Origin of the sequence: Rheinheimera baltica (genome assembly GCF_030731985.1) — a bacterium.
Lineage (GTDB): Bacteria > Pseudomonadota > Gammaproteobacteria > Enterobacterales > Alteromonadaceae > Alishewanella > Alishewanella baltica.
The window spans coordinates 138,746-154,441 of record NZ_JAPJDY010000009.1; the positions used below are offsets into that span (position 1 = coordinate 138,746).

The 15,696-nt window shown below is 44.6% G+C and carries 12 protein-coding genes; 6 read left to right on the forward strand and 6 right to left on the reverse strand.

Translation table 11 applies throughout. The features are described 5' to 3' along the window. Positions 1-218 precede the first annotated feature (218 nt). Positions 219-2,447: an NADP-dependent isocitrate dehydrogenase gene (locus ORJ00_RS15580; RefSeq protein ID WP_306140299.1), complete on the forward strand. Its 2,229-nt coding sequence runs from the start codon at positions 219-221 to the stop codon at positions 2,445-2,447. 76 nt (positions 2,448-2,523) lie between these two features. Here the strand turns inward: ORJ00_RS15580 and cspD are convergent, their stop codons facing one another. Continuing rightward, a complete protein-coding gene (gene cspD / locus ORJ00_RS15585) occupies positions 2,524-2,742 on the reverse strand; it encodes a cold shock domain-containing protein CspD (protein ID WP_027672423.1) in 219 nt (72 codons plus the stop codon). A gap of 190 nt (positions 2,743-2,932) precedes the next feature. Between cspD and clpS the strand changes: the two genes are divergently transcribed. Together clpS and clpA are read left to right on the forward strand one after the other, a co-directional pair. Next, positions 2,933-3,253, forward strand: a complete 321-nt coding sequence (clpS, locus tag ORJ00_RS15590) for an ATP-dependent Clp protease adapter ClpS (RefSeq protein WP_306140300.1) — start codon at positions 2,933-2,935, stop codon at positions 3,251-3,253. A gap of 54 nt (positions 3,254-3,307) precedes the next feature. Further along, positions 3,308-5,575, forward strand: a complete 2,268-nt coding sequence (gene clpA, locus ORJ00_RS15595; RefSeq protein WP_027672421.1) for an ATP-dependent Clp protease ATP-binding subunit ClpA — start codon at positions 3,308-3,310, stop codon at positions 5,573-5,575. An 82-nt stretch (positions 5,576-5,657) separates the two neighbouring features. Here the strand turns inward: clpA and infA are convergent, their stop codons facing one another. The 4 genes from infA to trxB all read right to left on the reverse strand — a co-directional run bounded on the left by infA (position 5,658) and on the right by trxB (position 8,357). Then, positions 5,658-5,876 (reverse strand): translation initiation factor IF-1, encoded by a 219-nt coding sequence (gene infA, locus ORJ00_RS15600; RefSeq protein ID WP_008610216.1) that lies wholly within the window; start codon positions 5,874-5,876, stop codon positions 5,658-5,660. Positions 5,877-5,970: 94 nt separating this feature from the next. Continuing rightward, the gene (locus ORJ00_RS15605) at positions 5,971-6,672 is read right to left on the reverse strand and encodes an arginyltransferase (RefSeq protein ID WP_027672420.1); all 702 of its coding nucleotides are present in this window, start codon (positions 6,670-6,672) and stop codon (positions 5,971-5,973) included. Further along, complete coding sequence (gene aat, locus ORJ00_RS15610) at positions 6,665-7,387, reverse strand: leucyl/phenylalanyl-tRNA--protein transferase (protein ID WP_306125478.1); 723 nt, start codon at positions 7,385-7,387, stop codon at positions 6,665-6,667. Before aat ends, ORJ00_RS15605 begins: the two co-directional genes overlap by 8 nt. Positions 7,388-7,400: 13 nt before the next feature. Beyond that, positions 7,401-8,357: a thioredoxin-disulfide reductase gene (trxB, locus tag ORJ00_RS15615; protein ID WP_027672418.1), complete on the reverse strand. Its 957-nt coding sequence runs from the start codon at positions 8,355-8,357 to the stop codon at positions 7,401-7,403. 206 nt (positions 8,358-8,563) lie between these two features. On the opposite strand from trxB, the gene ORJ00_RS15620 reads away from it, so the two are divergent. Next, a complete protein-coding gene (locus ORJ00_RS15620; RefSeq protein WP_306140301.1) occupies positions 8,564-11,842 on the forward strand; it encodes a sensor histidine kinase in 3,279 nt (1,092 codons plus the stop codon). A gap of 198 nt (positions 11,843-12,040) precedes the next feature. Beyond that, positions 12,041-13,666: a S8 family serine peptidase gene (locus ORJ00_RS15625; RefSeq protein ID WP_240474933.1), complete on the forward strand. Its 1,626-nt coding sequence runs from the start codon at positions 12,041-12,043 to the stop codon at positions 13,664-13,666. A gap of 33 nt (positions 13,667-13,699) precedes the next feature. Here the strand turns inward: ORJ00_RS15625 and trhA are convergent, their stop codons facing one another. Then, positions 13,700-14,341: a PAQR family membrane homeostasis protein TrhA gene (trhA, locus tag ORJ00_RS15630; RefSeq protein ID WP_306138355.1), complete on the reverse strand. Its 642-nt coding sequence runs from the start codon at positions 14,339-14,341 to the stop codon at positions 13,700-13,702. 97 nt (positions 14,342-14,438) lie between these two features. Here trhA and ORJ00_RS15635 point away from each other — a divergent pair, with 97 nt between their 5' ends. Next, positions 14,439-15,695, forward strand: a complete 1,257-nt coding sequence (locus ORJ00_RS15635) for a glycosyltransferase (RefSeq protein WP_306140302.1) — start codon at positions 14,439-14,441, stop codon at positions 15,693-15,695. Position 15,696 lies beyond the last annotated feature (1 nt).

The following is a 15,696-nucleotide window of genomic DNA, read 5'->3' on the forward strand; positions in this document are numbered from 1 at the left end:
AACGCTGTCAGTAATAGTTAACACCGGGCTTGCTTTGGTGTTCATGCTGCTGAACAGCCACACAGTATCGCTGCGGGCAGCTGCCTATTTTATTGAATGTCATGCTGCTATACTACCGCCGCTTTGCAACAAATGCGTTTAAAACATCAACATCGCCAGAATGAAGTGGCGAACTGGTATAAAAGCCAGCTGATCGCAGACACATTACAGGAACTAACATGTCAAAAGAAATTGCAAAAATTATCTATACTGAAACAGATGAAGCGCCAGCGCTGGCTACCTATTCGTTATTGCCTATTGTTCAGGCATTTTCTGCAGCGGCAGGTATCTCGGTTGAAACGCGTGATATCTCTTTGTCTGGTCGTATTATTGCTAACTTTTCCGAATTCTTAGCGCCTGAGCAGCGTATTGCGGATGCGCTAGCCGAACTGGGTGAATTGGCTAATCAGCCAGAAGCGAACATCATCAAGTTGCCAAATATTAGCGCATCAATTCCACAGTTGAAAGCGGCGATAAAAGAGCTTCAGCAGCAGGGTTATGCTTTGCCTGAGTATCCATCGGAGCCGAAAACCGAACAAGAGCGTGATGTAAAATCGCGTTATGACAAGATTAAAGGTAGTGCAGTAAACCCGGTACTGCGTGAAGGTAACTCTGATCGTCGCGCGCCGGCATCAGTAAAGCAATATGCCAAGAAAAATCCACATAGCATGGGAGCCTGGGCATCAGACACTAAATCTCATGTTGCACATATGAAGCAGGGTGATTTTTATGGCAGCGAGCAGTCAACTACGTTTGCTTCAGCTGACAGCTTGAAAATTCAACACGTGAGCCATGATGGCTCTGTAGTGGTGTTAAAAGAAAAAGTAGCGGTATTGGCCGGTGAAGTGATTGATGCCGCCACGATGAGTAATAGTGCATTACGCGAATTTTACCAGCAGGAAATCGCTGCGGCAAAACAGCAAGATGTGCTGTTGTCGTTGCATCTAAAAGCCACCATGATGAAAGTGTCAGACCCTATTATGTTTGGTCATGCTGTGACAGTGTTTTTTAAACCTGTGTTTGAAAAATATGCCGCGTTGTTTACAGAGCTGGGTGTGGATGTAAATAACGGCGCCGGTGATATGTTTGTTAAAATAGCAACGCTGCCACAGGCAAAGCAGGATGAAGTGCTTGCAGCCATTAAAGCGTGTTATGCCGCGCAACCCGAATTGGCCATGGTTAACTCTGACAAAGGGATTACTAATCTGCATGTGCCAAGCGACGTGATTATCGATGCGTCAATGCCGGCAATGATAAGAAGCTCAGGTAAGATGTGGGGACCTGATGGTAAATTAAAAGATACCAAAGCGATGATCCCTGATCGCTGCTATGCCGGTGTATACCAAGAAACTATCGAATTCTGTAAGAAAAATGGTGCCTTTGATCCGCGCACCATGGGATCAGTCCCCAATGTAGGCTTGATGGCTCAAAAAGCCGAAGAATACGGTTCACATGACAAAACCTTTGAAATGACGGCTGCTGGTAAAGTTCAGGTACTTAACAGTAAAGGTGATGTAGTATTTGAGCACGCTGTTGAGCAAGGTGATATCTGGCGCATGTGTCAGGTTAAAGATGCTCCAATACGTGACTGGGTTAAATTAGCAGTAAATCGTGCCCGGTTAAGCAATACACCAGCTGTGTTTTGGTTAGATAGCGCGCGCGCGCATGATGCGCAGCTAATAACTAAAGTGCAGACTTACCTGAAAGATCATGACACCAGCGGCCTTGATATACAAATTCTGGCGCCTGTTGAGGCGACCCGTTTATCACTTAAGCGCATAAATGAAGGTTTAGATACTATCTCTGTTACCGGCAACGTGTTACGTGACTATTTAACTGACTTGTTCCCCATTTTAGAGCTGGGCACCAGCGCAAAAATGTTGTCTGTTGTGCCTTTGATGAATGGCGGCGGTTTATTTGAGACTGGCGCTGGTGGTTCAGCACCTAAACATGTTGAACAGTTTATTGAAGAAGATTACTTACGTTGGGATTCGCTTGGTGAATTCTTAGCGTTGGCCGCCTCTTTAGAGCACCTTAGCCAGGTAACTGGTAATGCAAAAGCCAAAGTGCTGGCCGATGCTTTAGATACTGCGACGGCAAAGTTTTTGGATAATGATAAATCACCAAGACGTAAACTGGGTGAATTGGATAATCGTGGCAGCCATTTTTATCTTGCCATGTACTGGGCTGAAGCGTTAGCGTCACAAAGTACGGATGCAGAACTACAAGCTCGATTTGCTAAATTGGCGGCGACATTACAACAAAATGAAGCTGCAATTGTTGCAGAGCTGAATGGCGCTCAGGGCAAGGCAGTGGAGATTGGTGGTTATTACCGGCCAAATCCCGCTTTGATTGCTAAAGCAATGCGTCCAAGCAATACCTTTAATCAGGCATTGGCCAACACGTAACCGTATTTATGTATAAAGTAAAAGCAGGCGTTAAGCCTGCTTTTTTTGTCGTTGTGCGTAGCACTAAACAAATAGTTTACTCTGACAGATCACCGGGCACTTTAATATTTACAGCGTGAAGGCCTTTAGGACCCTCAGACAAGTCAAACTCTACGTCTTGTCCAGCTTTTAGCGTGCGGTAGCCGTCCATGCTAATAGTTGAATAATGGGCAAAGATATCCTCGTCACGGCCATCTTCGCGGATAAATCCAAAACCTTTGGCATTATTGAACCATTTTACTTTACCGGTAGCCATACAACTTACTTCCTTCTCTAAGTTAGCTAAATTCTGTATTCTAGTATCGACAGTGGGATTGTTTGTAATCCCAACAACTAATGTAGATAATTTGAGCACACAGTCAAGTTATTTGCAAAATTAAACTAATATTTAACTAACAATTAACTTAAAGCTCCTTTGATGGAATACACAGGCATGGCTATAGTTTATGAGCGGCATTAATCAAGGCAACGAACAACAAGGCGGATTGGAAGAGTTAACACGGCAACGAGTGGCTCCTCCGCCAATGTATACAGTTTTACTGCATAATGATGATTACACACCGATGGATTTTGTCATTGATGTTCTTAGTCGGTTTTTCAACATGCAGTATGAGCAGGCGACCGAAGTGATGTTAAAAGTACATTACGAGGGCAAAGGTAAATGTGGGGTTTTTACAGCAGAAATAGCGGAAACAAAAGTGCAGCAGGTGATGCAATACGCAAAAGAGCATCAACACCCGTTGCTTTGTACCATGGAGCGCGCATAAGGTAGGCCTTTGCATGATTCTGGTGTCGTTACTCAGGTGGATTAGGAGTGGTGTATGTTAAATAAAGATCTTGAGTTAACTCTGAATTTGGCTTTCAGGTTCGCGCGTGAGCGCCGTCATGAATATATGACAGTTGAGCACTTACTGCTCGCATTGCTAGATAACCCTGCTGCAGGAGACGCCTTGCGTTCTTGTGGCACTAACATTGAAAAACTGCGTCAAGAACTGGCCAGTTTTATCGATTCCACTACGCCGGTCCTACCCGATGGTGAAACCGAGCGTGATACACAGCCTACATTAGGCTTTCAGCGCGTGTTACAACGGGCGGTTTTTCATGTGCAGTCATCCGGTAAGACAGAGGTTACCGGTGCTAATGTGCTGGTGGCTATTTTCAGCGAACAAGAGTCGCAAGCGGTTTACTTATTGAAAAAAATTGATATTAGCCGCCTGGATGTCGTTAATTTTATTTCTCATGGTGTAACCAAAACCGAAAAACTTGAACAGCATGATGAGCATTCGTCTGAAGAAGGTGCTGAAGCGACAGCGGATGATAGTAAATATTTAGAAAATTTTACGGCAAACTTAAATGTGCAGGCAAAAAACGGCCAAATAGATCCGCTGATTGGTCGGGAACATGAAGTCGAGCGTGCAATACAAGTACTTTGCCGTCGGAAGAAAAATAACCCCTTGTTGGTTGGTGAGGCCGGCGTTGGAAAAACAGCTATTGCGGAAGGGCTGGCATACCGTATTGTGCATAACGAAGTGCCTGAAGTTATTGCCAATGCAACAATTTATTCGTTAGATATGGGCGCCTTGCTTGCAGGGACTAAATACCGTGGCGATTTTGAAAAACGTTTGAAATCATTGCTAAAAGAGATTGAGCGTGAAAAGGACGCCATTTTATTTATTGATGAAATTCATACTGTCATTGGCGCCGGTGCCGCATCGGGTGGTGTGATGGATGCCAGCAATCTAATAAAGCCATTATTATCAAGTGGGCGATTGCGTTGTATGGGCTCCACTACGTATCAGGAATTTAAGAGTATCTTTGAAAAAGACACGGCGTTAGTTCGGCGGTTTCAAAAAATTGATGTGGTTGAACCCAGTATTGAAGATACCACTCGAATTTTATTTGGTTTAAAAGAACGGTACGAGCAGCACCATAATGTACGCTATACACAAAAAGCGATTCGTGCAGCGGCGGAATTGTCGGCAAAATACATAAACGAGCGGCATTTACCCGACAAGGCGATTGACGTTATTGACGAAGCTGGTGCCAGTCAGCGGTTATTACCATCCTCTAAACGGCGTAAAGTAATTAATGTTCCTGAAATAGAACATGTTATCGCTAAGATGGCGCGTATCCCTGAGAAGTCCGTATCAGCGTCTGACAAGGATGTGCTGGCGAACCTGGACCGCAACCTTAAAATGGTGGTGTTTGGCCAGGATGAGCCCATTGAGGTGCTTACAGCGGCTATTAGACTGTCGCGCTCTGGGCTAGGTAGTGAAGAAAAACCTATAGGTAATTTTTTGTTCGCCGGCCCGACTGGGGTAGGTAAGACCGAAGTGACCAAGCAACTGGCTAAAGTGCTTGGGGTTGAACTGTTACGTTTTGACATGTCTGAATATATGGAAAGGCATGCTATCAGTCGGTTAATTGGTGCGCCACCAGGCTATGTGGGTTTTGAGCAAGGCGGTTTGTTGACGGATGCTGTATCGAAGCAACCTTATTCTGTTGTGTTGTTGGACGAGATAGAGAAGGCGCATAGCGATATCTACAATATTTTATTGCAGGTAATGGATCACGGCACCTTAACGGATAACAATGGCCGAAAAATCGATTTTCGCAATGTTGTGTTAGTGATGACAACCAATGCGGGCGTGCAAGAAACTGTGCGTAAGTCGATAGGTTTTCAGCAGCAAGATAATAGCCACGATGCCCTGGCTGAGATTAACCGTACATTTAGCCCTGAATTTAGAAACAGGCTGGACGGTATTATCTGGTTTAAACATTTGGCCCTGGATATTATATTGCAAATTGTTGATAAGTTTATTTGTGATTTGCAAGTGCAGCTGGATAGAAAGCAAGTATCGTTGGAACTGAGCGCTGCAGCCAGACAATGGTTGGCAGATAAAGGCTACGACCCTTCTATGGGAGCCAGACCGATGGCACGGGTTATTCAGGAACAGTTGAAAAAACCGCTAGCCAACGAAATACTGTTTGGCCGCTTATTGCACGGTGGTGATGTCAGGGTAGGGCTGGTTGACGATAAACTAAGCTTTGAATATCAAACTGAACAAGAGGCTGCACTTACTGAATAGTATATTACAGAGGTAGCTGATATTAACAACAAACCCGGCCATGGCCGGGTTTGTGTTAGCGGATATAAAGTAAGGAGCCAGCTTAACGCTGACGGAACACGATACGACCTTTAGTTAAGTCATAAGGTGTCAACTCTACGGTTACCTTATCGCCGGTTAAAATACGGATATAGTTTTTACGCATTTTACCTGAAATATGAGCGATAACGACATGGCCGTTTTCCAGTTCAACTTTGAACATGGTATTTGGCAGGGTATCCAAAATGGTACCTTGCATTTCAATTACGTCTTCCTTCGCCATTCAGCGTACTTGCCTCTTAAAATTGGGTGAACCATAAAAAAACTGCGCAGATTGTGCCGAAATCATCGGCATAAGTAAAGCAGCAAGCGCTTTTTTAACCAAATGAATGCCATTGTCCCTGAATAAAACGCTGTTGTGGACGAAAAACAGCCTTATAAGCCATTTTTTGGCATTCATTAATTTGATATCCAAGATACAGCCACTGTTTCTGATTTTGCTGCGCACACTGCAATAAATAGAGTACTGCCAAAATACCCGGTGACAATGCGCTTACCGATGGATGAAAAAAACTGTATACCGCAGAATACGCATCTGATGTTGTATCAACAATGGTCACGGCAACCAACTGCTGTTGTCGGTATTGTTCCAGAAAATGTAATTTCATCCATGAGCAGTTAAGCATAGTGTTAAGTTGCTCACGTGAGGGTGGAAACATACTGCCATCGGCATGTTTATAGGTTATGTAGTCAGCAAACAGCGGAAAATAGTCGGCACTGGGTTTATCAACAAATTTATGTGTCAACTCATTGCGTTGGGCTTTGTTTAACAACCTGCGTTGACTGCGGCTGGGTGAAAAGTCGATAGGGTTTATTCTTACAGACTGGCAAGCGCTGCAGTCGGGGCAGTGCGGTGTATATACCTGCTCGCCACTGCGCCGGAAATTAAGTGCCAATAGCTGTTGGTATAGCTTTGGCGATAACGGTTGATCAGGTAGCAAAAATACCAGCTGTTCATCTTCGTTAGGTAAATAGCTACAGGGTAACGGTGCAGTGAGACCAAATTTTAGTTCAGGCATTATTGGCGACCAATTCAAGATACTGTGGTTGCCAATCATCTGCTGCAGTAGTGGTCTGACCATATTGATACAATAAACGAACGTAGTCGTTGCGTGATATTGCTTGAGCGCCTTGTTGTTGTAAAAATGGATTAGGCATTTGGCAGTCTATCCAGCCAGCACCCAATTGTTGTAGCTGATGTTGTAGAGCAACTAATGCCAGTTTCGCCATGTTTGGTACCAGGTTAAACATAGATTCACCGCAAAATAGCTTACCAATCAACACGCCGTATAATCCTCCGACGAGTTTATCTTGCTGCCACACTTCAATACTGTGAGCATAACCTAAGTTGTGTAGCTGGCGATAGGCGTGTTGCATCTCAGGCAAAATCCAAGTACCAGGTTGTTTAGCTCGAGGTGCAGCGCAGCACTTTATCACGTCATTAAACGCAAAGTTTATACTGCATCTGAGTTGGTAACGGTTAATCTGTTTTTTTAACGTCCGGTTTAACTGCAATGTATCCGGTGCGAATACAGCACGAACAGAAGGACTCCACCAGAGTATAGGGTCACCTTCACTAAACCAGGGGAATATAGCTTGAGAGTAAGCACTGATTAACCGTTGTGGGGATAAATCGCCACCCATGGCAAGCAATCCATCGGGTTCTGTTAGCGCACGATCCAGCTTGGGAAAGCTGACATCATGCGCTGAGAGTTCTGGCAGATATATCGCCACGTATAGTCCTGGATTACTTGTTCAAAGCGTCCAGGTAACGTTCGGCATCTAGCGCAGCCATACAGCCAGTGCCAGCAGAAGTTATGGCTTGGCGATAAATATGGTCTGACACGTCGCCTGCGGCAAACACGCCTTCAATGCTAGTTTGAGTGGCATTGCCTTCGCTGCCACTATGAACAGTTAAATAGCCGCCTTTCATTGCTAGCTGATCTTGAAAAATATCCGTATTGGGTTTGTGACCAATGGCAATAAAAACACCTTGCAAGTCAAGCTGCTCATCAGCTTTACCTTGGGTTGATTTTAATCTTACACCGGTAACGCCCATCTCATCACCCAGCACTTCGTCAAGTTCACGATGGGTGTGTAGAATAATATTGCCGCTGTTAACTTTAGCCATTAAGCGGTCAACCAGAATTTTCTCTGCTTTAAAACTGTCGCGACGATGAACTAAATGCACTTCTGCAGCAATGTTTGACAGGTAAAGTGCTTCTTCTACCGCGGTATTACCACCACCCACGACGGCGACTTTTTGATTTTTATAGAAAAAACCATCACAGGTAGCACAGGCAGAAACACCACGGCCACTAAAAGCTTGCTCTGATGGTAAGCCTAAATATTTGGCTGAAGCGCCAGTGCAAATAATTAACGCGTCGCAGGTATAAACGGCATTGTCACCTGTTAGGGTAAAAGGACGTTGCAATAGGTCAACTGTATGGATATGGTCAAAAACGATTTCTGTATTAAACGTTTCTGCATGCTCACGCATACGATCCATCAGCGCAGGGCCGGTTAAGCCATGCGCGTCGCCTGGCCAGTTCTCTACTTCAGTGGTGGTCGTCAACTGCCCACCTTGCTGCATGCCAGTAATTAAAACAGGATTCAAATTAGCGCGTGCTGCATAAACTGCAGCGGTATAGCCAGCCGGACCTGAACCAAGAATAAGCAGGCGACTGTGTTTAACATCAGACATGTGTTTCTCCGAAAGCAAAAGCATAAAAGCGGGTTATGGCGACGATTCTAAAAGAATGCAAGCCTAAGCGAAAGTGGCACTATAGATTTAATCAAATCAGCACTGTAAAGCCATTTATGTTGTGCTATCGTTAGGCAGCTATTTTTGTGTTTTTAGTCTTATTTTTTACCTTAAATGTATACTGTTTATCGATAACAGAGGTGGTATTGCTTTATCAAATAATAAAGATAGTTTTCTTCGTTACCTTGTCTGCTTTGTTGATTTTGACGCCACATAGTAAGGCATGGGCAGAGCGTTTTAGTCGATTAGGTGTCGATGATGGTTTACCTAATGCAACCATTTATAGCGTGCAGCAGGATAAAACCGGCTATCTTTGGCTGGGCTCTACTAATTCAGGCTTGCTGCGCTATGACGGCTATCGTTTTGTCGAGTTTCCTCTGCTCACTAATGAAGAACTTGTTAACCATCAAACACCTGATGTGGGTGTAGTCTTAATCGATGATGATGACGCTATTTGGGCCGGTACTTGGGGCATGGGCTTGTCGCGACTTGATGCTAAAACGTCAAAGCTGTCGCGTTTTACTGAAGCAAAAGGACTGGCTGGCAATCAGATTCAAGCGTTGCTTAAAGATAATTCTGGGCGGGTGTGGGTAGGAACAACTGCCGGTTTAAGCCGGATTGAAACAGATGATAGTATCAGTCATATAGGTCGTGACCCACTGTATCCAGTACTGGCAGACCAAAGAATTTGGAGCCTGACAAAAACAACTGATGGCGCTATCTGGATTGGCACCTCTGCTGGTTTGCATCGCTGGCATGACGATGTGGGGCTTAGCCCCGTTATTGAATTAGTGCCCGGTGCTGACAATTTAAGCCGAAGCAATGAAATCAGAGTAATAAAAAATATTAACAATCAGCTTTGGGTGGGAAGTCGTATAGGCTTATTCCGCTACGAGACAGAGCAGCAACGGTTTGTCGCTTTACCCCTGATGGCAGCAGGATTGTCAGAGCCCGTACTAAACGTTATTACCGGTGGAGATGCCCAAAATACCTTGCTGATTGGAAGCTACAATGGCCTGTTTCGTATTAATTTAGACGGTGAAACTCCACTTGTGACTCAGTCACTGAGCCACGTTAATATTCGCAGCATTTTAACGGATCGCTCTGGCGTGTTGTGGTTAGGCTCACGGGAGGGAGGGTTATACCGGAATATTGTTTCGAGTAACGCTTTTACAGACATTAGTAGTATATCTGCTAGTTTAGCGCAACAAGATGGCTTTTCAGTTACTGCAATTTTAAAACATAACGGTCAAATGTGGCTTGGTGGTGCAGAAACCTTATATCAGATAACGTTAGATGACGGTCAATTTACTCAATATAATGTCGGCAGTCGTGTAAATGCGGTAGTCGCAGGTGCACTTAACCAAATTTATGTGGCAACCGACAACGGATTACTACTTTATCATCCGGATACCGGTATTAAAAACCTAAGTGAGCCTTTCGACTTGGCCGGTGTTGCTAATCGGAATGTTCGCGATTTAAAAATTGATGATTCAGGCAGGTTGTATTTAGGTATGTGGGGCGAGGGTGTTATTGCCTGGCAACCAGAACTGCATGCAGTACAGCATTGGCTGACGCAATTATCTGAAACATCGGTCGGCAATGCTGTACAGCAACTCTTTGTTGGTGAAAATAACCAGCTGTGGGTTGCCACCCGATACAGTGGCGTATACCAAATTAATCTGGCTACTGGCGAGATGCAGCAGTTTAGTGCTTTACCAGACTCTAAAATAAAACTAGTACACAATAATGTGCAATGCGTTAGCGAGCATGCTGCGCTGTTGGTAATATGCAGTCGTGAAGGTTTGGTGGTAGTTAACCAAATAAGTGGTGAGCAACAGCTCATCACAACTAAACAGGGTTTACCCTCTAATAATGTTCTAGGTGTATTGCAACAGGGTAAACAATTGTGGGTTATGACCGCAAAAGGTTTAGGATACCGACCAACATCAGGGCAACGGTTCTTACATTACACCAGCCATGATGGTTTGGTTAGTTCGGAGCTAAACACCAACGCGATGTTTGCCGAAAACGATACACTTTATTTTGGTGCAATAGCGGGGTTGATTTCAGTTAAACCCTCACTGCTTACTGGCAATAACGCTGTGCCTCAGCCAGTATTATCATCTTTTGTTATCGATCATCATATTGTGCAAATAAAACCGCATGGCAAGCCGTGGCCGTTAATCAGACTTGCGCCTGACAGTCATACCATGAGCTTTGAATTCAGTGCCTTAGACTATCAGGATCCGCAGCGGAATCAATTTCAATACAAACTGGCTGGAATTAATCAAGATTGGGTTATGGCGGGTACCAATAATAGCGCTTTCTACGCGAATTTACCTGTCGGCACTTATCCCCTGTGGCTTAAAGTATCAAATAACCATGGTGTGTTTAGCGCTGCTGAAATTGTCGCTACGTTACAGGTTTTACCGCACTGGTGGCAGCAACGCTGGGTTATTTACTCTGCAATGTTATGCGTTGCGTTAATACTTTGGTTGCTACATCTTTATCGCATGCGCCATATCAGGCAAATTAACCGGTTGTTACAGTCAGCCGTAGATGATAAAGCCCGGGCCCAAGTCGTACTTGAAACCCGAGTTACTGAGCGAACAAGTGCGTTAGAGGAAAGCTCTATTACTTTATCGCTGCGAACCAAACAGTTAGAGCGAAGCTTGGAAGAGCAAGCGAAAACGAATTTGGAATTAAAGCGGCTTGATAAACTAAAAGATGAGTTTATCGCTACCGTAAGCCACGAGCTGCGGACTCCGCTTACAGCAATTCGAGGGGCAGTAGGTCTTATCGCGCAAAATGTATTAACGCCTGATCATCCTGCCTATCAAAGTATGTTGCAAACTGCTCAAGCCAATAGTGAGCGGTTAGCCCATTTGATTAATGACTTACTCGATTTACAAAAGTTTGCGGCGGGGAATTTTACGTTAGATGTTGCACACATAGATTTAGCTGTCTTGGCGTCGCAAGCGGTTCAAGCGATGTTACCTTATGCAAAACGTTATGACGTAGAACTTACGTTAAAAGTTAATGGAGATGATACATTTATCGTTAATGCTGATGCACTGCGACTGCGGCAGGTTATTGATAATCTGACGTCGAATGCCATTAAATTTTCGCCAAAGCAAGGGACAGTCGTTGTTAGATTAAGTGCGACTGAGCATAACGTTAAGTTGGAAGTTGAAGACTGTGGAAGTGGTATACCCGAGATGTTTCAACAACGAATATTTGAGAAGTTCTCTCAAGCTGACAGTTCAGATAGCCGGGCAAAAGAAGGTTCAGGTTTAGGTTTAGCTATCTGCAAAAAAATTATTGAAAATCACTATGGCAATATCGGCTTTCACTCAGTTAAAGATCAAGGTTCTATTTTTTGGTTTACATTGCAGCGCATAGGTAATGGTCCTAAACCTTAGTTTTTCGTTAACACTCGTAATGATGATCATGTAATAGACGTACTTGTTCCTAAATAAATCATTTTGTTTCTGATAGTTATATTAATTTTCTGAAAAAGGTTTATCTCATACATTTGTAAAGAATTTATAATGTGTTTGTAATGGATGTCTGGGTGATAGTTGGTTAGGTTTTGAGCAGCAGGATGCGAAACGTACAACATGGACCTTATAAAACCTACCAAGGGCACTATGATGAACAAAATGACTACTTTACTGGCACTTGCGTCTGCCAGCTGTTTTACCCTGAGCTTTACCTCTGTTGCCGTCGCTGAAGGCCTAAATATCGCCGAACAAGCAATTACTTTGCCAGCGCTATTAGAAGAAACGTCTGACCGTTACATTATTAAGTTCAAAAACCCAGCCGCACAGGAGCTGATGAGTACTGACGGCACCGCAGCGAATGTTGCCGAGTTTTCAGCTCTGCGTGCGCAGCAGACGCTGCAAAAAGCCAACGTCTCCGCATTGAAACATCTTTCCGCGGTTAATGCGTCAGTCGCTAAACTTTCACCTAAACAACTTAAGATGTTGCAAAGTGATCCAAACGTTGAATACGTTGAAGTTGATGCTAAGCGCTACTTAATGGATGTTATTACTCCATTTGCACAATCTACCCCTTATGGTATCACCATGGTGCAAGCGAACCAGGTGAGTGACAGCAGCGCTGGTAATACTAAAGTGTGTGTTATTGATACTGGATACACTTCTGGCCATGAAGATTTGCAGAGCTCTGGTGTAACCGGTTTTGCTTTTTCGGGTCATGGCAACTGGTATTCGGATGGTAACGGCCATGGTACCCACGTTGCGGGCACGATGGTAGCGTTGGACAACAACAGTGGTGTTGTCGGTGTGATTGGATCTGGTCAGGCCGGTGTACACATTGTAAAAATATTTAATGATTCAGGTAACTGGACTTTCGCATCGGATCTGATTGATGGTATTCAGTCTTGTCAGAATGCAGGCGCTAAAGTGGTCAACATGAGTCTGGGTGGTGGTTCATCCAACCAGACTGAAAATGCAGCAATGAACAGTTTTTATAATAGCGGCATGTTATTGGTTGCGGCAGCAGGTAATGGCGGTAATACCAGCTTATCATATCCTGCGTCCTATGATGCGGTTGTTTCCGTTGCAGCAGTGAGCTCAAGTGGTGCTCTTGCCAGTTTCTCACAGCGTAACTCGCAGGTTGAAATTGCCGGACCAGGTGTTGGTGTAAGTTCTACCTGGAACAATGGTGGTTATAACAGTATTAGCGGTACTTCAATGGCATCGCCTCATGTTGCAGGTGTGGCCGCTCTGGTATGGAGTAATCATCCACAATGTTCAGCAGCACAAATCCGTAGTGCCTTAAATGCGACAGCAGAAGACCGTGGTTCATCGGGTCGTGACACGTCTTATGGTTGGGGTATTGTTAAAGCGAAAGCTGCTCATGATTATTTAACCAATAATGGCTGTGACGGTTCGGGTGATGGCGGTGGTGATGGTACACCTCCAGGCGGTGGCGCATCATTCCCTAACTTGTCGGGTACCAGTGGTCAGTGGTTAAGAGGCAGTTATCAAATTCCGGCTGGCGTATCAACTTTGACCTTCCAAATTTCAGGAGGCACAGGTGATGCTGATTTATACATGCGTTATGGCAGTCAACCAACAACAACGTCATATACTTGTCGGCCTTATCTAAATGGTAATAATGAAGTGTGCACGATTAACAATCCGCAGGCAGGCACTTGGCATGTCGGCATACGTGGTTATACCGCGTTTAGTGGTGTGACGTTTACGTACCAATACTAGCAATACCCAAAAGGCCGGATTTTCCGGCCTTTTTTACATGTTTAGCGCAAAATAATATACCGCGAAAAAATGCAGGATGCTGCCAACCAAAACAAAGATATGCCAGATCACATGATGCATAAATAAGCGTTTCCAGGCATAAAAAATGACGCCAAGCGAGTAAATTACCCCCCCAGCAAGCAATAGCAGCAAACCGCCAGTTTCAACATTGTTTAACATGGGTTGAATAGCAATCACCACCAACCAACCCATACCGAGATAGAGTGATAAGGATAATTTTTTGTATTTTAATCCTGTTGCAAGCTCAATAATGACACCTGCAATTGCCACAGTCCAAATTAATGCAAATAGGGGTAAACCCCAGTTGTCACGCAAATTTAGCAGTGTGAAAGGGGTGTAGGTGCCGGCAATAAGTACAAAAATCGCTGCGTGATCAAGTTGACGTAGTTTGCGTTTAAAGTCGGTTTGTTGGACGCAGTGATACAGTGTTGAGCTGCTATAGAGCAAAATAATGCTTGTTCCATAAATAACACTGCTGGCCAGATGCCAGTGGTCACCTGTTTGTAATGACAGTTTAAGCATTACTATCAGGGCAAGTACGCCCAAAATGGCACCAATACCATGAGTAATAGCGTGGAACCGTTCTTCAATTGGAGAGTAATAGGTTGTTGTCATAACACGTCCCAATTCTTCGAGTTAGCCATGTTAGCACGTCAATCGGTGTCGCTGGCGCAGTTTTGCAGGTAGAATGCATGCTTTATTTGGAGGTGCCATGTCTGCAACGACGCCATTGTTGATTATCGTTGGCTATGTTTGGCCAGAGCCGAAGTCTTCCGCTGCGGGCTATCGGATGCTTAGCTTAATTCAATTATTTCTGGCCAAAAATTGGCGGGTAATTTTTGCCAGTGCGGCAGAACTTAGCCCGCACCGATTTGCATTGGCTGAGCTTGGCGTTGCGGAGCACTGCATCAGTTTGAACGATAGTAGTTTCGATAACTGGATAGCGGAGCAAGCTCCGCAGGCTGTGATGTTTGACCGCTTTATGTTGGAAGAACAATTTGGCTGGCGTGTAGAGCAAGCTTGTCCAGACGCTATGCGCATCTTAGACATGGAAGACTGTCATGCGCTTAGGGATGCGAGGCATCAGTGCTTTAAAAGCGGCAATCCTGTGAACGCGCAAGCACTAAATTCTGAGTTAGCGCTGCGTGAAGTTGCAGCGATTTATCGTTGTGATCTTACCTTGGTTATATCTGAGTTTGAGATGCAGCTACTTCAGCAGCACTATGCTGTGCCAGCAAGCCAGTTGTGTTACTGCCCGTTTTTAATGGACAACACCTCGTTATCAAATGTACCTGACTTTAATCAGCGACAGCATTTCGTCGCGATAGGCAATTTTCGCCATGCGCCAAACTGGCAGTCTGTGCTGTGGTTACAGCAAAGTATCTGGCCGCTGATCCGTAAGCAGTTACCGCAAGCCGAATTACATATTTATGGTGCTTATCCGCCGCCCAAAGCCACAGCATTGCATAATGCTAAGCAAGGTTTTCTGATCAAAGGTTGGGCTGACGATGCGGTTAGTGTACTGCAGCAAGCCCGGGTTTGTTTGGCGCCGTTAGCCTTTGGTGCTGGGTTAAAAGGCAAACTCTTAGATGCCATGCGCTGCGGTACCCCCAGTGTTACAACGGATATTGGTGCTGAAGGTATGTTATTAGACAACCAGTGGGCCGGTATCATTGCTAATGATGATATTGCTTTAGCTGAGGCAGCAGTGACGTTGTACCAGCATGTCGACTTATGGCAACTTGCTCAAAAGCATGGCTTTGACACTGTACAGAGCAAATTTAGTCTAAAGCAGCATGAACAAAGAATATGGTATGAGTTGATACAGACACTTCAGCAGATAGAGATGCATCGTCAGAGAAACTTTACCGGCTTAATGCTACGCCATCATGCTTATCGCAGTACTAAGTTTATGGGGCAGTGGATAGAAACAAAAACGCGCCTGGCCGCATTAAGCAACCAGACTTAAA